Here is an 18,693-nt window from a genome sequence, read left to right as displayed (position 1 = left end):
TTAACCCGAGTACCAGGTTTGAAAAGTGCTGGCTCATCACGATAAATATCCCAAACTACCGTATCTGTAATGCCTATCAATTGCCAACCACCAGGGCTTGCTTGTGGGTAAACACTACTAAATTCCCCTGCTAAAGCAACCGATCCTGCTGGAATGCGGACTCGTGGCGAGTTTCGACGTGGTACATTAAGCTGAGCTGTTTTTGACACCATATAAGCAAACCCCGGTGCAAAGCCACAAAAAGCCACTTGATACTCGTTATCAGTGTGCCTTGCAATGACTTCAGCAACCGTTATGCCTAGATATTCTGCCACTTGAGGTAAATCTTCACCATTATAGCGAACGGGTATTGTTACCAATTCGCCAGATTGCATAACGCTTGCCGAAATATCTAATTGAGCAATCTGCTTAACGAGTATATTGGCATTTGTCACAATGGGGTTATAACGGATTAATAGGGTTCGTGCCGCTGGAATTATTTCATTTATATGCCAATCAGCAATAACACCATGAAGCACATCATTAAGCGCCATGGTTTGCTCAAGGCTGTTTAATTCTACGATAAACGCATCGATATTAACGGGTAAAAATCGCATTAAGTACCTCGAAATATGATCAACATCCAATCACTAACAATACATATTTTATATTGTTTTGTCATATTAAAGGCCAAGTTTATAGCCCACTTGGTAAAGTGTTGTCTAATCATATTTTTATTTTTTTATTAAGTTAATTAATTTTTTTCAAAAAATTAACTCATTTAATTATTATTACTTTTAGCAAACGAGGCAATATTAATGCCATTTTGTTGTAATTTTTCTCGAACTTTTTGTGCCATCGCTAAAGCACTAGCACTATCGCCATGAACACAAATTGATCCTGCATCAATACTCACAAATTGCCCTTCAATAGAAGTCACACCACCATCATTAACCAATTGTAGCATTCGTTCGGCAACTAAATCTGGATCATGCAATACCGCTCCAACCTCTTTACGAGAGACTAAAGTACCATCAGCATGATAAGCTCTATCAGCAAAAGCTTCAGCAACGACGTTTAAACCCTTTTCTTTAGCCCATTCAATCAGTTTTGAGCCAGCAAGAGCAACCAAAATAAGTGTAGGATCAACAAGACAAAGCGCATCAATCACCGCCATTGCTTGACGTTTATTGTGTGCAATAGTGTTATATAATGCGCCATGTGGTTTAACGTAAGTCACTTTGGTACCAATTGATGTGGCTAACCCTTTAATTGCCCCAATCTGATAAATTATATCAGCGGTTAACTCATCGGTTGCAACATCCATATTACGACGACCAAAACCGACTAAATCAGGATAACCAACATGAGCACCAATTTCGACATTATTGGCTTTGGCCGCTTTCAATGTTTTTAGAATACCGGCTGGCGAACCTGCATGAAATCCACAAGCAATATTCGCACTGCTAACAACATTTAGCATTGCTTCATCATTACCCATTTGCCATTGACCAAAGCTCTCGCCAAGGTCACTATTTAAATCAATACATTTAGTAATTGCCATATTGTCCTCTATTTTAAATAGTTAAAAATAGTCGCAACCGACATTATGCCCATATACCAAGTAATTGCGCACACAACTAAACCTGACAACAATAACCATCTTGGATAATGATACCCTGACATAAGATCAGCACGTCGCCAACCAATATAAACAAAAATAGTTAACCCAAGCGGTAAAACTAAACCATTAAAACCACCAGCAAAGACTAATAATGATACTGGCGCAGTCCCCATAATTAAATAAATCGTAAGCGAAACAGCAATAAAAATAATGGTAGCAAACTGACGTTGTCTGTCTGTAATAGTACGTTTAAACGGAGTAATAAACGTCATTGAAGTATAAGCAGCCCCAATAACACTAGTGATAGCAGCTGCCCATAAAATCAAACCAAAAAGGCGCAATCCAAACTCACCCAAAGCCGCTTGAAATGCTTGCGATGCAGGGTTAGCAGCATAACTTGAAATATCAATTGTCACACCGCTTGCCACCACGCCTAAAATGGCCAAAAATAAGATATAACGCATCAAGCCAACAACCATAATTCCTTTAGTTGCAGCGCCAGACACATAATCAATATGCTCAGCACCAACCATACCCTTATCAAGTAAACGGTGAGCACCTGCGTAAGAAATATAACCACCAACTGTCCCACCAACTATGGTCGTAATTGAAGCAAAATCAACATGGCTTGGAAGCACTGTCTCTTTTAAAGCTTGACCAATCGGTGGATGCGATGCGAACACCACAAACAGTGTCAAAAAAATCATCAACAAACCAAAACCAATCATCAAACGATCTATAAAATGACTCGCTTTACGGGAAGAAAATATGTAAACCGCTAAAAGTGCACTAATTGCCCCTCCCCATTTAGGATCAAGCCCAATAAGTGCATTTAGACCTAAACCTGCGCCTGCAATATTACCAATATTAAACACTAATCCACCAAATATAATTAGCACTGCCAGCAAATAACCACTAAATGGAATGGTTGCATTAGCTATATCTGAAGAGTTCATTTTGGTTAATGCCACAATTCGCCAAATATTTTGCTGAACAACAAAATCGATAATAATAGAGGCTAAAATACCAAATCCAAAAGCAGTACCAAGCGTAACGGTGAAGGTAGCGGTTTGAGTAATGAAGCCTGGGCCAATTGCTGATGTTGCCATTAAAAAAATAGCACTGATTAATGAAGCACGCCGATTTTTAACAAAAGCAACAGTACTACTGCTATGATTTTCCATACGGATGTTCCCTCTAAATATTTATAATTACAAATCTATCCAATGTTATTTATAAGCAATAACTATGCCATAACTTAAACAAAGTTTGATAAATGTTAGTTAATATAATTACTGTTTTTTAAGCAAAAAACTAATTAAAAATAATTATAATGATTCATCATTAAAAAAGTAATAAACTTATAATGCTCTAATAAAGAACTGATATGCACTAAAATGGTATACATACATATTCTTAAATAAGGGGATAAGCTTTTTATTAAAAGTGAATAAAACATAATAATGTTTATATAGTTGTGTGTAAGAGTATTTTAAATATTTTTAAGAAATAACAGTTGTTAAGTGTTTGCAGGTTAAAAAAGAGTTTCCCACCCGCCTTATTGAGGATGGGAAACATTGGTATTTATTATAAAAATACGATTATATTTAATATGTTAACTACAAGTTAGTTATTACAGTATAACCTCAAATAAGGTTATTGATGTTAAAAAATAGCTACCACTAATGGCAAGCCCATAAGGCAATGTAACAGAATTTTTTTTAAAGGATCTGTATATTATTGCAATGATTGCCATTGGCAACCCCAAAAAGGTAATAACGACTAAGAAAAACGGAACACTGTTTATTGGAATAGAAATCAAAAGAACAGTAATTAATTTTATATCTCCAGCACCAATAAATCGGCAATAAAACATGAATAGACCGCAGATTAAAAATATAGCTGATGCAACATAATCTAGATACCCTTTGCCAAGGGCAAAATTCAAAATAATTAAAATGAATATTATTATAACAATTTTATTTGAGATAGTTCGATATTTTAAATCTGTATAACATGAAAATAACAAAGATGCCCAAATAGCTAACATAATAATATCATTAATTAATTCTTGGTTAATCATTAGTATCCTTGTCCTGGAACAAAATCTTTACCATAGGCTTTTTTCATCTCGTCTGTAACAAATTTTAATTCTTTGCCTGGCCACAAAACAGGACGTGATGTGTCACCAAATTTATTGTGATTATTCCATCCTACCCCAAAAGCTCTCCCTTCATCATTCCAATAAACTACATGCTCTTTACCACCATCAACTTTGGTCAAATTACCAATAATTTCTCTTTTCCTAGCTTTATAACCATACATTATTTGCCAAAGGGTAGCATCTTCCTTACTAGCACCAAGCGTTACCCCCCATGTAAATATTTCATTCTCATTAGTGACAGCAAGACATCCTCCATATCGGCAATAAAGCGTATTAACATCACGCATAACAAACTGAGGAATAGGGACGCTCAAATCAAACCTTACCTTATAGCGTTTTCCATTTACATCGTCAAGATACAATTCAGGTTCGTATAGGGTATTACCCAAATAACCAAATCCAATACCGAGATGATTAGCAGCTCCCATAGCGTACACCTCACCTTCCGAAGTTAAAAAAGCAGTGTAACGGTTTCCTCCCGTAATAGTTACTATATCTTCACCACTAATACCTGGCGGCAGACTAGTAATTTGCATAGGATAGACTCGATATTCATGCCCCCATCTCCCTCCTGGAAGATATTGGTGACCATATTGTTCATTTTCTTCATCTCCCCATGCAAAGACTTCACCACGATCGTTTATAGCCCAAGCCGATTCATAACCAGCCCCAATCAATACAATTGGACTATCGTGAAAATATGATTGAGGAATACGATGAACTTCAGTTGGAGTAGCAGCCGTCTCGCCATTTGCCATTTGCCCCCAAAATGAGCTCCCCCAAGCATAAACCTCTCCACTTCGAGTTAGAGCAAAAGAAGTATATTCTCCACAATTAATCATAACAACATCTTTACCTTCCAAAACTAATCTAGGTGTGAAGATATGCGTGCCCAAGCCTGGATAACCTCCTGCATGATACTTACCATTTTGCCCCCATCCCCAAACATTACCTTGATCATCAAGTGCAATCAAATGATGAATTCCAGAAGCTACTTGCGTAATATAAACACCTTTATCTATAAGAGGGTGTACCCTATCGGGTGGAGCATTAGAAGCAACTCTTTCTCCATTACCTTGCATACCGTTCGCTCTATAACCCCAAACCCAAATCTCGCCATTTTCTATCGTAACAACTGTATCAACAGAGTTAGCCGCAGTCGGAACTCTTATTGTTGATTTTTTTGTTAACATAACAGCATCCGTTCTTTCGTTTGCAAATAATGAAAAGCATAAACATGATGCAAATAATACCATTAACTTAATTAGTTTCATTTAGAGTAACCTCTATTTCATTATTGATTAGACTCATCTTTATTAACAAAACTACCCGTCTCTGTCTGAATAATTTTTATCATTGTATCAAATAAACTCTGATAATCTTGAGCCTCATGTAAATATTCTTTATTCCCATTCATACAGTTAGTAAACCATTTTCCGTATACTTCTTTATATTGTTCATCGGTTGTCAAATTGGCTGCATTAGGATCGAGTTTTATATAGTGGATCGTCGCCGTATTAGCGGCTTTTTCAATATAGCCTTTATTTTTATTATCTGCTGAAGTTAATCCAGTAGTTATTGCTTGGCAAACACCTTTATCCAAAAAATTATCTCTAAGAATATCTGCTCCGGCATCGTCTTTACCGTCTGTAATAATAATCATCATTTTATTATTAGCAGAGCCATTTGCCATTACTGGAACTGTCCTTAACAAGGCTGTTATAGTGTCTGTTCCTCCGCCTGGTTGCCAATTCCCATTCTGGATATAATTTAGTAAATCCGAATTGTGATTTCCATTTTTACTAAAAGGGACTAAATGAGGGGACGCCTTAAACGTTCCAATATGCTTTGATGCTTCTAAATATCTTCGATGGTTAGTTGGTAAATTAATCACCGTTTCGTTCATTATGTTATTACTATATAAAGGCGATTGGCACATTCCAAAAAATGGCGAAAAATCACTAGTAGTAGGCGAAATAGGTCGATTAAATGTTATTGTATTACTGTTTATGCCACTGAACAATTCTTTAATTGTACCGTCTACATTAACTGTTCTAGTGTTAGCAAATGAATAATGCACGTCGGGATAATTGCCCGAAAACATGTAATCATATAGTTGAACAACTTTACCATATTGGCTTTCAATAGTTTTCTTATTTTCATCACGCAATGGATAATCAGGATTATTTTCACCACAAGCATACCTTGCTCTTCCCATATTAAGCATTTCAGCTTGATGTCTATTACGGCACAATCCATTGCTCTCTAAGGCATTATCATTATTCCATCCTTTCGCTGGTCCAATTATTTGTGAATAATAACGATAATTAAAATAATCTAAATAATAAGTAACCGTGTTCGCATATTTACCTAAATAATCATACTCTAAATAGACCTTATCCCCCTTCTTCCCCTCGTTTTCCATTAAATTACTCCATCTAGCATATGCAATGTTTTTATTTGCCCAAAAGTTATAATCAACTTTATCATAGGTGCTGTTCAATTTGTACATAACTGAACAACCATAGCTCTCACCACCAGCTAGATTTTTAGTGTTCTGCTGAACAGGCACACCAATATCATAAGGAACTAATGCAAATTTAATCTCTGGGGATCTTTGAAACTTCTTAATAATATCAGCTATTGCTTTTTTCATATATTGAAGGCGTTGCTGATCACTATTTCCATTTTGAGGTGAGTAGTCATTACAATTTGGATCGTTATATTTGCATGTTGCTGAACCTGAAAAATCACTAATAAAAGCAATATCAAATGAGTCATATCTATCAAATTTCTTTGTATTACCATAACTTTCAGTTTTATTGCTAACAATCATAGATTGATTTAACTCACCAACTTTTCCTTTGTCTTTACTACTCGTTAACGAATCAACTTTCTGTTTATAGGCAATACTATATACCTTTGTGTTTTTATTATATTCTATATTAATAGAGGCATCGGCATCTTCTACTAAGTCATCACTAATTTTTTGATAAACAAAATAATTAATATAGTTCAATGCCATTTTGCGATTTTGTTCAATTGCTGTTTTATCAGCATTTTCATTGTTTAATGCGATAATCGCCAACGAAGCTTCGTTAGTAGCTTCAGAGATCCTTGCACGGTCGCGCATTGTTTGAGTATGATTTATTGAAACTAACATACAAGTTAGCATTGCAGGAAACATCAAGGCAAAACTTATGGCCGCACTCCCTGAAGAACACTTAAAAAAAGATTTCTTATGATTAATTTGTTTATGTCTATTATGGCTCATATAATACTCTCAAAAGTGTGTTGATTACCGATAATAAATTGGGCAATTTCCATCAGAGCTTGAAATATCATTACAACGTGATAACACTACAATATTGCTACATAAATTTGGTAAAGTATCAGTAGCTTTTCTGCTTGAATTAAACCATTTTAAATAAAGGCTTTCTTCGTTAACTATACACATACTAACCCGATATAAGGGAATCCAACGCCCTGTTAACCCTGTTGTGGGATCAGGAGTTCGCTCAACATACGGAACAAGTTTTGAATAGTCAGTAAGTGAGTTATTTAAATTACCAGTCATACTGGGTAACGAATTAAAATAGTCCATAATACTCCCATCATTACATACTCCAGAGGAACAAGATACAGCGCTTAGATTAACAGACTGCGCATGAGCCAAGCTTTTGGGATTAGCAACATCCTGAAAAATAAATAAACTATCGACTTTTAAAGTAACATTACGTCCATTTAGTAATGAACTTGCTAGTCGGCTGAGTTCTTCCACTTGAGTATCATCAAATAACTCATGAGAATTAAAACAAGAGTTAGAACTAGCACATACTACAGCCATATCTTGAACTTTCGAGCCATTTATAACGGGATAAATCGCTGATCTTTCACGAAAAATAGAAGCTACAGTATAATTTGCCCGCTCTAATCTATTTTGTAACATGATACTACTATAAGTATCATAGATAATAAATACTAAAAGTGAAAACATACAAAAACATGCTGCAAACTCTATTGAAATTATACCGTCTTTATTACGAAAAAAATTATCAGAATATCTCATTTGCTATTTCATTCCTTTAATTATCAATTATTTTAATAAAACTCACGGTAAACAATAGTCTTCTTTTCCAAAGAACTATCAAGTATACGACCAAACAGCTTGGAAAATATAGCATTGTAGTCATACTTCAATTCAAATAATAGTATAGGAGCATCGCTAACAGGAGTATTTAGACAATTATTATTAATTGCCTCATCAATTTTTTTACAATATTTCACAGTTATTTCAAATTTTTGTGGATCTGCTATATAGGGCCATAAAGGCACTTCAGAATTAATCAATTCCTGTAACTGTTGATTATAGTTTGCATTTTGAGAAATTGCCGTTTTTCTGGTTATTTCTGTAGTCACCAGATCTAAAGCCGAACCAATAATCATAATTCGACTAAATTCTAGCACAAATAAAAATAGAACAATTAAATAAGGAAAAACAATTGCAAACTCTATCGAAATACTTGCATTTTTTTGACGGAAGAATAATTTCCAATATTTAAACATAATTTTTGCTCTACTATATCATATTAACGATTAATCATTCTTTTTCTTTAATATTGAAAAAGACATTTTTTGTTTATTTTTTTTAACTTTTTTATTACCAATAATAGCCGCAGCCATTTCATTTATTTCACTGCTAGTATGTGCTTTTTTGAATTTATCTAATCTTGGAATAAATTTGCGTGTAAAATCAATATTTCTCCCTAAGAATTCTTCAATATCCTCATTTTGCAAAGCATTTTTTTTATCATAAGGAAGGTTTTCATTTAAACAAACTAAAAAACGTTTATTTAATAAATCGGTATTTTGTGTACTAATGCGCGCAATTTCTTCCAAAATTCTCTTAGCAACTTTGATTGAAAAGGGATCTCTATTTATTACAATAAACACGATGTTTGAAAGCTTTATGATCTCATCAAAATACTTAAACGAAGATTGCAATCCCATATTTTGATCAATAACAGTAATATTAAATTGGCCTGAATTTAGATCATCATATTTCCAAGCCTTATCAGCAAGTTCAACTTTTACTTGTAAAGACATTTCAATATCAACAAGTGAACCATCTTGAGGAATTGGTGTTTCAAATAAAAAATCTGCATTAGGGCTTGTAGTTGCACCTTGGATATAAAGAAGCGGATAATTTGTTAACGAACTGATTTTTTTTAGTGTATGAACTGCTAATGATGATGTGCCAATTCCACCTTTACAACCTAAAAATGTAATAACGCTACCCACTCTTTGGCTTGAACCTGGTGGAGTAATACTCCTTGAGTGTAAAATATCGGGAATTTTCTCTAATTGGCTATTGTCTAATAAAAAATGAATCCCTTTTTTTAACAAAAATTCAGAAAACTGAATTGAATCATGGCTACCAACAAGTATCGTTGATGCCTGAATTGGAAAAAAACGATTGACATTTTCCGATAATAGCTCTGCATCACCTTCATCTTTGATATCTAAAATAATAGCATCATATTTATTCCAACGCGGGTCTTCTTTTAATTCAGATAATTCTAATGAGAAGATCTCCATGGCTAAAACATTGTAAAGGAAAAGCACCGAACGAATATTTTCAATTAATTCAGCTCTTTTGCTTAAAATAGCGATCTGAAAACCAGAAATGCGTCCAACTACAAATTCTTGTGATGGTTCTTTTGATATATCTTTATCTTTTTTATTACCAAATAATTGCATAAAAATCCCACTAATTTTTTATTCAATAAAACCCATATCGTTAATAAACTTTTCACTTTCATTAGATATTGGTACTGTGTTTCGTCGTTGTTTATCCATATTATTTTTAATATTAAAGAAACTATTTACTGCATCTGTTCGCTCTAAAATCGGTAACTCTACACCATCAAAACTATTATTAGGTGTAACTAAATTAACTGTTGCAAATACAACCATTTCAGTTTTTTCACGACCTGTTGTAGTACTACGAGCCAATGCCCCTAAAATAGGAATCTCACTAACAAAAGGAATACGGGATAATGTTTCTGAGTCCTGTTCACTAATTAATCCTGCAATAACAAAGCTGTCACCATCAGATAAATCAATGGTAGAACTTGTTTTTCGAGTTTGTAAAGTCGGTATATTATAGCTATTAAAAGCATATGACCCTGCAACCGAACTCACTTCATTATTAATGAATAATCTAATGCGTTTGTCATTGTTTACTTTTGTACTAATATTTAATTTAATACCATACTCTTTATAAGTAACTTCAGAATCACCATCTTTACCTTTAGTCACGATGGGAATCTCACCACCAACGAGAAATGCTGCACTTTCACCAGATAATACAGATAAATTAGGTTGTGCTAAAATTTTAGCTAGGCGATCATTTTTTATAGCACGAATCATTGTAGTAATGTTATGGATATTAAACCCTTTTTTTAGACCTAATAGAGTAAACTCACCAATATTGTTCGGCTTAAAATCTTCACCTTTGGCCATACTGTCCAAAGTTAAGCTTTGCCACTCAATACCCAATGAATCAGCAAAATTTTTGCTAACTTCAACAAAAGTCAATCGGACATTAACTTGATACTCTTCAATTACTCTAATATTATCAATAATATTGTTATATACATAGTAATCTTGGAATGTAAGTTCTTGGTTGACAAATTCTTCACCCGATACTTTACTCCGTATTCGCTCTGCATTTTGTCCAACAAGTGTACCTACAAGCGCCATGATTTTACCTTTTGTTGTAGTATCGGGCGTAGTACCATTTAGTACATAAACAAATCTACCACTTGGGTCACCGTTATCGTAACGATCTATTGTTACGCTACTATTTGGAAAGTTTTGCGCTAGCCTATGTGTAATTTGAGATAAAAGTGGATCAACATTAATGGTATCATTAATGATAATATTATTTGCATCATCATAAACAAGCAAGCTAGTTCTACCATTTTGCTTACCATATATAATTAGCGATTTACCATCAACAACTTCATAATTTGCTACGCTGTCTTGGCTAATAAAAACAGTACCTACATTTTCAGGTAAAACAATTGTTTTACTTTGCCCAATCTGTAAATTGTGAGTATTAGCAAAAACCAACGGAGAGAAGCTAATTGATAATAAACAAACTAGCTGTTTTATTTTGTTCATAATTGGTTTAACTTTTATTAGCATTCTTAATTCCCTTTTAGCAAATTAATCTGTTTTTTCTTTGAGAAAATAGCTTTATCAGTTAATGGCCATTTCTTTTCTTTATCACTTAACAAACGCAATCCATCATCAATATTTTGTTTATAAGTACTTGGATACATCATAACTGTGGAATTTGTCATTAGTGTTCTTAATAATTTAATTTCTTGATTTGAAAGCTCTAATTGAACTTGGCCTACTTCTTTACGCTGAAATTTTTGATCTATTGTATCTCCTAAATCAATATAGAGAATCTTTTTACCAACAATAATTGGTTTTATGCGATTTTTAACAAAATCATCACTAGGTGAAACTATTCTATCCTCTTTATAATTTTTACTATTAGACTTAGCTATTTCATCATCACTATAAAATATATAAAGATCAACAAGATCGCCACTCTTTAGATTTTTTACCAAGTAGGAATCAATTTCATCCAATTTGAATGGAAACATATAATTCCCTTCTTTTATTGCTGACATTAAGTATTCCTCTGAATTAGGTGCAGCAATAAAACTTCTTTCTATAAATGCATCTTTTGCAATATTATTTTTAGAAACATAAGCATCGATTTCTGTTGCATCGCCTATATATTTGGATTTGTCATTAGAGCCAATTTTGACTTCTATTGATTTAAAATAATAGTCATCCTTAGTCAAAATTTTGCTTTTACTAATACTACGTTTAGCAACAGCTACTGTTATGATTTCTGTTTTGGGTTCTTCTTTTTTAGGTTCTTCTTTAACTTGAACTGGTTGCTGAACTATAATGGGCTCCGCAACAGGCTCAGGCGATGATTTGGTAAATAGTAACGCCAATCCCACAACTAGCATTAATATATACAAAATAATTATTTTTTTTTGTTTCATGCAAACTCCCTAAAATTTTATATCTATAGTTATTATTATTTTTTTTGCACTTACTTATTCTCTAAATAAAAATCGAATGCAAAGCAATGAGCTTTACCATTAGAATTAGGGCCTGCATCGAAATCCTTCACTATTGAGTCCTGTTTTGTTTTTATTTGTAAAACTAATGTTTTTTCGGCAGTTAAAGTTCCTGTAACATTGGCAAAATCACGGTCACTACGAGAAATTTGGTTAATGATATAATTTATTCCTTTGCTAGGAAGGGTTACGTCATATAACGATAATTTGAACTCTGTTGGTGAAATTTTTTCAATTACGTATTGATTTTTATTTAATGGACTAACTGTTTCAAAGGTTATTCGGCTAAATTTTCGATGTTCACCAGATCGAACAGCCAAAATAGTCGATTGAGTCGTCGCTTGATTGACTTGGTTATTTTGTTTAGAAGCTGTTTTGGATTCAGTTTCTGAATCTAATTTAGCCACACTTGATAATTTAGTACTAATTTCCGACTTATCTGTTGCTTGTGAATTAATTACTTTTTCAGGCTTAACAACTTTTTTGTCTGTTTTATTTACCTTTTGTGATGCCGATTTTTCAATTGTATACTGCTTCTGATTATCATTTTGTGTTGGCACAATTTCATTAAATTTAATCGCTTTAATTGGCTCGATCTGTTTTAGTTCTTGAATTAATATTTCTGGCTCATTAGATAACCTATGCCCTAAACAAAATGACTTAGCTAATTGAATTTTATTTAATTTAACCAACGTGTAAAGCAAGTTATGAAGAATGGTTTGGTCACGATACCCTTTTGTATATAAAATATTTAAGTGCTTATAAGCCTCATTATAATCTTGATTCAAAATTGATAGCATAGCTAGATTATTTGTGACTTTGTTCTCATCATAAAAGTTTTCTCTAGCTAGATTGAATGAATATCTTGCAGCGTCATATTGTTTCTTTTTCAACAAAACAATACCTTTTACATTATACGCTTCACCGTTTTTAGGATTAATCGTGATTGCTTTGTCTAAATATTCTAATGCAGTATCATTATTCCTCATTTTCGATTCAACATGACCATACAAAACAAAAAGATTATCATTTTTGCTTTTGTTTAAAACGGGAGTTAATGTTCTTTTTGCCGCTTCATAATCATTAGATAAATAATAGACTTGAGCAAGTTTATATCTTGTATCTTCAGTATCAGATTTTTGTAAACGTTGTTTATAAAGCTCAATTAAACCACCGTAATTTTTTGTAGTTTCATGAATGTAAATTTTTTGTTGCTCATTTAAATCGTATCTTAAGGTACTATTTTGACATCCAGTAGCAACAAACAATATTGAACATACCGCAATAAATTTTGGATTTATTAACATTCTTGGTTTACAGCATTTTAAAAAATCATTCATTATCTCTAGATCCCTAATTATTCATCTCACTTAATGTCGATATAATATTCATAATAACTGGCGCAACAACAACAACAAGAACAGGAACTAAAAAGAATACCATCATCGGCATTGTCATTTTAGCTGCAATAGCAGCAATCCTTTCTTCTATTGTTAATTTTTGTACTTCTCTGATTTCAGCTGATAATTCTAATAAAGCGTCATAAATCGAATTACCATAACTAATACTCCTTTTTAAAGTAATACAAAACATTCTGACTTCTTTACAAGGTACTTCTTTCAAAATTAAATCAATAGCGAGCTCGATACCATTAACATCCATCATTAAACAAGCTCTTTCTAAAATAGTTGCCACATCCCTATTAATTGGTTTTACTTTCGTGCTTAAATATCTAAATCCATTTTCGACTGTCATGCCTGATTTCACCATAATTGCCATCATGTCAATGATCAATGGTAAATCTTGTGAAATTCTTTTAATTCTTTTTTCTGTCTGTTTTTTTACTAATCTATCAGGCAGAATAATGACTATAATAATAATAAGGAATAGTACAATTAGTAATATATTTGAACTAAGCTCAATAAAAGGAAATATTTGATTCACAAGATAAAAAAATGAAAATGCGATAATGATAGCGTAAATCTTCCAACTATTTTGTTCTTGAAAGCGGCGCAAAAAAGTTAAGCTTATACTATTTTTTGCGGCAAGTTTCTCAAAAGCAAGATTTTTTTGGTTCATATGCTTTTTAGGTGCTTTCTTTTCTTCATTTTCATTATTTAATAACAAATTAAGTTTTTCTTTTCTTTGATGCAACAAATATAAGCAGACTAATTCTCTACTACTTATAAAAATCAAAATAATGGGAATTAATATATTTAATAAATTCATCATAATTTAAATGACCTTGCTAACCATTCCTTTTATAATGAAAAGCCCAATAGCCACACTCCCAAATATATAATATAAAACATAATGACCAGCTGTTGTGCCAACCAATTGTTCATAATTTGCTGGTGAAGCAAATTTAAGAATAAAAACAAAAGCAAAAGGCATACCGCCTAGTATTTTCATAGTCATTCTTAATTCAGCCGTTTTACCGTCTCTAGTTTTAGTTAAAATTCGATTGTTTATTAACATTTTTGTTAACCGGCTAAGAACTTCTTTTAATTCTCCACCACTATCTAAATTAACCATTACTGTCAGAATAAAAAAATAATATTCTGGAAATGGAAGTCTTAAATAAGATCTTAGTAACACATCCTCAATATTTTCACCAATTTCAATTCGGCTATCCACATCCTTCATTACTTCACCAACAATTCCAGCAATAGAATTTCCACACGTTTTAAAACTTGTCGTTATTGCGCCACCAGACGACACAACACCTGTAATGGTGTTTAATGCTTCAGGAAATGTATCGTAAAATTCTTTTTTTAACTTTCTTTTTTTTATAAAAAGAATTACAACAATTGTGGTAATAATACTACCTAAAGTAGCAACATAGCTATTATAGTTAATATACTTTTCATTCAATATGATACCCGCAACTGTACCTGCAAAAATATAAACAAACAACCGACTTTTTGATTGCCCTATTACAAGTAAATTGTAATTAGATCTAATCATCATTTTAATATTATAGCTGATGCGTTCCCAAAAGGATTGTTGCCTCTGAGATAATTGCCTTTCGACCAAACTTGATAATGAAGTATTTTTAGCTTCGACATTATAAAATACTTGTAATCGCCCACTACGGCGATGCAATGTAAAAATATTTATAACGGCAACAAAAATAAGTACAAGCGAAAGAAGTAGAATCATGTTTTTAAACCTACTGCGTTTAACATTAGTTTTTCTAACACATCTGACATTTCATAATATTGAGCACTCTCATAAAGTGCAGATCGCCTAACTAATCCATTACAGACAAATTCACCTTGAATCTTACCATTTCCATCTCTTTCGTCATGAATTTTAAACTTAAAAACATCATGAGTAACAATATTATCGGATTCTAATCCCATAACTTCAGTAATACTCATTACTTTACGTTGTCCATCTGGAAGTCGTGAAGCCTGAATAATATAGTTAACGGAAGAAGCAATATAATGTCTAATCGCAACAATAGGTAATTCAGGTTGAGCCATAATGATCATACTTTCTAATCGAGATAAAGCATCTTTAGCTGTATTGGCATGTAATGTCGACATTGAACCATTGTGACCTGTATTCATAGCTTGAAGCATCTCAAAAGCTTCTTCACCACGGCACTCCCCTAAAATAATCCGATCTGGTCGCATACGCAATGCATTAACTAAGAGGTTTTGCATAGTTACTCTTCCACGACCATCCTCACCACCTGATTTAGTTTCCATTCTAAGTACATGATCTTGCTGCAACTTTAACTCAGCGGCATCTTCAAGTGTAATAGTTCGTTCATGTTCACCAATAAATCCAGACAGTGCATTAAGCATTGTAGTTTTACCTGAACCGGTTCCACCCGAAACAATAATATTCATTCGACATCGAGCAGCAATAACTAAAAAATTAGCCATGTCTTCATTTAGTGAACCATAATTGATCAAGTCATGAAATGTTCGGCGGCCAGTACCAAATTTACGAATTGACATTGATGTTCCATCAATGGCAACTGGAGGAATAACAACATTAAGACGGCTACCATCGGGCATACGTGAATCGACTAAAGGATGTGCCTCATCAATATTTTTACCAACTTTATTGACCAAACGCCTTGCGATATCAAGTAGTTGCCGTTCGTTTATAAAAAACTTATCCGTTTTGGCAAGGATCCCACCACGTTCAACATAAATACTATAAGGACCGTTGACTAAAATATCATTAACTGTTTCATCTTTCATTAATGAGTCAATTGGACCATAACCAATAATTTCATCGCAAATCATGCCTGCCAATACACCAGATTCATCGGCAGTAATATAAGCATTGCCAGAATTAACAATATCTCTGATTATTGTTTGAATTTCACGCAAAACCCGATTGGGTTCGTTCTTTAATTGCTCAATTAAATCAAGATCAAGGACTTGAAAAACTAAATCACGAACTCTACCCCATTCAGCAGAAAACCTAGATTGTTCATTAGCCATAACATTTATTATTATATTATTTTTTACATTACAGAAAAGTTACTAGCACTTTAGCTAGTGCTAGTAACTTTGACTTAAAAAAGATAATAACACATTATCTTCAAACTAAATTAACCAGCAGTAGATACAGCACTGATTGTAGTAGTTACTTTATCTTTTAAAGTACTAAAAACGTCACTTAGCATTGTTGCTACTGGACCATCACCTTTAAAGACAACGAATACAACAGTAGCCACACCTGCTGCAACAATTGCATATTCAATTGCTGTTACGCCTTGCTCATTTTTAACAAATTTACCTAAAAAATTTCTTGCTTGAGCACGAATTGCTGATAAATACATCATTATTTTCTCCTTTTAAATATTTCTTAATTTTACTAAAAATTTATACTTCTTTATCAAGAAGTCAACATATCTTACACTACTTAAATTAAAATAACTAGCTATTAATCAAAAATTGTATTTTAATAATTCATCATCATGGTTATGATGCAAACTTCAATCAATAACATAAATATAATTACTGCTGGGTTTTCAAATATATGTATTTTGGAAAATATGATAATGCACTCTATTTAATAAAATTTAATTGAAAAAATATAATTGATTATTATAATTTTTACAAAATAACGATAAGATAATTAAGATATACTATGAAATTATATGGAAGTGCAAGAAGTTCCCGTTTAATTTTACTGTTAATTTATACTTTTATTAGTGCTATTTTTACTTTTATTTACCTTAATAAGTCTAGTGCACAGCGTGATGGATTTTGTTTAGAAAATCCTTTATTTTATTTAAATTTGGTAACAACTTTATGTTTTATTGTGTTAATACATAAAAGCATTAATAGTCGTCATAAACCCATTGTTGCCTTTGGCTCTTTATTTTTATTTCTTTTTTTATCTGAAATTAGTTATTTCATTTTTTATGGAGAAATGATATCAGAAGGAGTACTTGATTCTATTATTGAAACTAATTCTCACGAAGTGATGTCAATGACTAAACAGACCTTGCTCATAATAGGTCCTGCGTTTATTACAACCTTTCTTATTTTATTTATTCTTAAAAAACTAATTTCCGTTAGATTTAAACTTTTTGTCCCCCTATCTTTATATATACTTATAATATTCATTGTTAGTTTATTCTTAATAACTAAATCATCACTAAAAACTGACATTAAAAATGGTCACCTTAAAAGTAGTATTAGTGTAATTCGTGCAATATTCCCTGCTGTGCTAGGCGATTTATCCTACCTTTTGGCTAGTTATGTATCAACAGATATCTATTCAAATACCAATGAAATTGAGAAATTTAATCAAGCTGTGATTTTACCTCCTAATCAGCCTGATAATGACTTAATCGTATTTATTATGGGTGAATCTTCTTTAGTTTCCCGCTATAGCGCTTATGGTTATCATCAGCAAACTACGCCTTTTATGACCAATATTTTTAGTCAAAATGGCGGGTGTATTATCCCAAATAGCCACTCAGCAGCTGCTTTAACCCGGGATTCTATACCAATGACGCTTTCATTCAATGTGCCCGAAAGTAATGATAATTTATTTGATAATAAATCGATTATTGAAATGGCTAAGTTCAATCATTACAAAACCTATTGGTTAGCATCAGCTGGGCAACGAATTCAAGGTACATTTAATACTAAATATGGCTTTATTGCGCGTAAAAGCGATGTTATCAATTTTAGTGAAGATCTTTTGGATATCCATTTAAGTCAATTATTGGAAGACACTCTACAAAAAGATAATTCTCCAAGAAAATTTATTTTTGTGCATTTGCGCGGTAGCCACCAACCCTATACAAAAGGTTATGATGAAGTTGATAAGCTGGCCTTACCTGACGTCGAAGCATATGATTTAACTATTCATCACACCAACCGTACAATCAAAGCATTATATGATGTTATCAATAAATATAGTAACAACTATACCGTTATTTATACTTCGGATCATGGCGAAATTGTGAATGTGGGGCATGGTATAGGTGACAACATTGACCAGTTTCTAATCCCTTTTATGTTTATATCAACCAATCAGCGATATAATTGCCAATTTATTGAATCGTTTCGGGGACCAAATGGTTATTTAAGTGGGCTTATGAATAAATATATTCTTTCTAATCTTTTAGGTTATGAGATTGATCCGGCTATCCTTGACAAAGAAAAAAATAATGATCGGATTTTTATGCCAAACAGTAGTGTCATGCCTTTTTTAGAAGTACTTAACAAGCATTAATTTGTGCTTACTACACGTTGAGGAATTGATAG

The 18,693-nt window shown here is 32.7% G+C and carries 17 protein-coding genes; 1 reads left to right on the top strand and 16 read right to left on the bottom strand.

The genetic code is table 11. From position 1 onward, the window contains the following. The 16 genes from A9G25_RS08635 to A9G25_RS08560 form a co-directional block, all read right to left on the bottom strand. On the bottom strand, positions 1 to 596 hold a 596-nt coding region (locus A9G25_RS08635), incomplete at its 3' end, for a 5-oxoprolinase subunit B family protein (protein ID WP_141675066.1). A 164-nt stretch (positions 597 to 760) separates the two neighbouring features. Beyond that, on the bottom strand, positions 761 to 1,537 hold the full coding sequence (locus A9G25_RS08630; RefSeq protein WP_065626589.1) for a LamB/YcsF family protein: 777 nt from the start codon (positions 1,535 to 1,537) through the stop codon (positions 761 to 763). Between the two features lie 14 nt (positions 1,538 to 1,551). After that, on the bottom strand, positions 1,552 to 2,787 hold the full coding sequence (locus tag A9G25_RS08625; protein ID WP_065626585.1) for an NRAMP family divalent metal transporter: 1,236 nt from the start codon (positions 2,785 to 2,787) through the stop codon (positions 1,552 to 1,554). Between the two features lie 449 nt (positions 2,788 to 3,236). Further along, on the bottom strand, positions 3,237 to 3,686 hold the full coding sequence (locus A9G25_RS08620) for an A24 family peptidase (protein ID WP_065626584.1): 450 nt from the start codon (positions 3,684 to 3,686) through the stop codon (positions 3,237 to 3,239). After that, positions 3,686 to 5,041: an RCC1 domain-containing protein gene (locus tag A9G25_RS08615; RefSeq protein WP_065626583.1), complete on the bottom strand. Its 1,356-nt coding sequence runs from the start codon at positions 5,039 to 5,041 to the stop codon at positions 3,686 to 3,688. Before A9G25_RS08615 ends, A9G25_RS08620 begins: the two co-directional genes overlap by 1 nt. Before the next feature lie 20 nt (positions 5,042 to 5,061). Further along, the gene (locus A9G25_RS08610; protein ID WP_176701105.1) at positions 5,062 to 6,930 is read right to left on the bottom strand and encodes a vWA domain-containing protein; all 1,869 of its coding nucleotides are present in this window, start codon (positions 6,928 to 6,930) and stop codon (positions 5,062 to 5,064) included. 135 nt (positions 6,931 to 7,065) lie between these two features. Then, the gene (tadF, locus tag A9G25_RS08605; protein WP_065626581.1) at positions 7,066 to 7,836 is read right to left on the bottom strand and encodes a tight adherence pilus pseudopilin TadF; all 771 of its coding nucleotides are present in this window, start codon (positions 7,834 to 7,836) and stop codon (positions 7,066 to 7,068) included. 32 nt (positions 7,837 to 7,868) lie between these two features. After that, positions 7,869 to 8,333, bottom strand: coding sequence for a TadE/TadG family type IV pilus assembly protein (locus A9G25_RS08600; protein WP_065626580.1), 465 nt, complete (start codon positions 8,331 to 8,333; stop codon positions 7,869 to 7,871). Between the two features lie 30 nt (positions 8,334 to 8,363). After that, positions 8,364 to 9,527 carry a hypothetical protein gene (locus A9G25_RS08595; RefSeq protein ID WP_065626579.1) on the bottom strand — a complete coding sequence of 388 codons (1,164 nt, stop codon included), beginning with the start codon at positions 9,525 to 9,527 and terminating at the stop codon, positions 8,364 to 8,366. 18 nt (positions 9,528 to 9,545) lie between these two features. Next, positions 9,546 to 10,979 (bottom strand): type II and III secretion system protein family protein, encoded by a 1,434-nt coding sequence (locus A9G25_RS08590; protein ID WP_081297205.1) that lies wholly within the window; start codon positions 10,977 to 10,979, stop codon positions 9,546 to 9,548. Between the two features lie 2 nt (positions 10,980 to 10,981). Further along, entirely contained in the window at positions 10,982 to 11,863 is an 882-nt protein-coding gene (locus A9G25_RS08585; RefSeq protein ID WP_065626578.1) for a hypothetical protein, read from the bottom strand. 50 nt (positions 11,864 to 11,913) lie between these two features. Continuing rightward, positions 11,914 to 13,281 (bottom strand): tetratricopeptide repeat protein, encoded by a 1,368-nt coding sequence (locus A9G25_RS08580; RefSeq protein ID WP_065626577.1) that lies wholly within the window; start codon positions 13,279 to 13,281, stop codon positions 11,914 to 11,916. Between the two features lie 13 nt (positions 13,282 to 13,294). Further along, complete coding sequence (locus A9G25_RS08575; RefSeq protein WP_081297204.1) at positions 13,295 to 14,173, bottom strand: type II secretion system F family protein; 879 nt, start codon at positions 14,171 to 14,173, stop codon at positions 13,295 to 13,297. A gap of 3 nt (positions 14,174 to 14,176) precedes the next feature. Further along, complete coding sequence (locus A9G25_RS08570) at positions 14,177 to 15,103, bottom strand: type II secretion system F family protein (protein WP_065626575.1); 927 nt, start codon at positions 15,101 to 15,103, stop codon at positions 14,177 to 14,179. After that, a complete protein-coding gene (locus tag A9G25_RS08565) occupies positions 15,100 to 16,407 on the bottom strand; it encodes a CpaF family protein (protein WP_065626574.1) in 1,308 nt (435 codons plus the stop codon). The genes A9G25_RS08570 and A9G25_RS08565 overlap by 4 nt, the downstream gene beginning before the upstream one ends. A 110-nt stretch (positions 16,408 to 16,517) precedes the next feature. Beyond that, positions 16,518 to 16,751: a Flp family type IVb pilin gene (locus A9G25_RS08560; protein ID WP_081297203.1), complete on the bottom strand. Its 234-nt coding sequence runs from the start codon at positions 16,749 to 16,751 to the stop codon at positions 16,518 to 16,520. 308 nt (positions 16,752 to 17,059) lie between these two features. On the opposite strand from A9G25_RS08560, the gene A9G25_RS08555 reads away from it, so the two are divergent. Next, positions 17,060 to 18,661 (top strand): sulfatase-like hydrolase/transferase, encoded by a 1,602-nt coding sequence (locus tag A9G25_RS08555; RefSeq protein ID WP_141675064.1) that lies wholly within the window; start codon positions 17,060 to 17,062, stop codon positions 18,659 to 18,661. Positions 18,662 to 18,693: the final 32 nt, after the last annotated feature.

The sequence above is a fragment of the Gilliamella sp. Bif1-4 genome (assembly GCF_001690535.1).
Taxonomy (GTDB): Bacteria; Pseudomonadota; Gammaproteobacteria; order Enterobacterales; family Orbaceae; genus Gilliamella; species Gilliamella bombi.
This window is presented reverse-complemented; position numbering and strand designations above follow the sequence as displayed.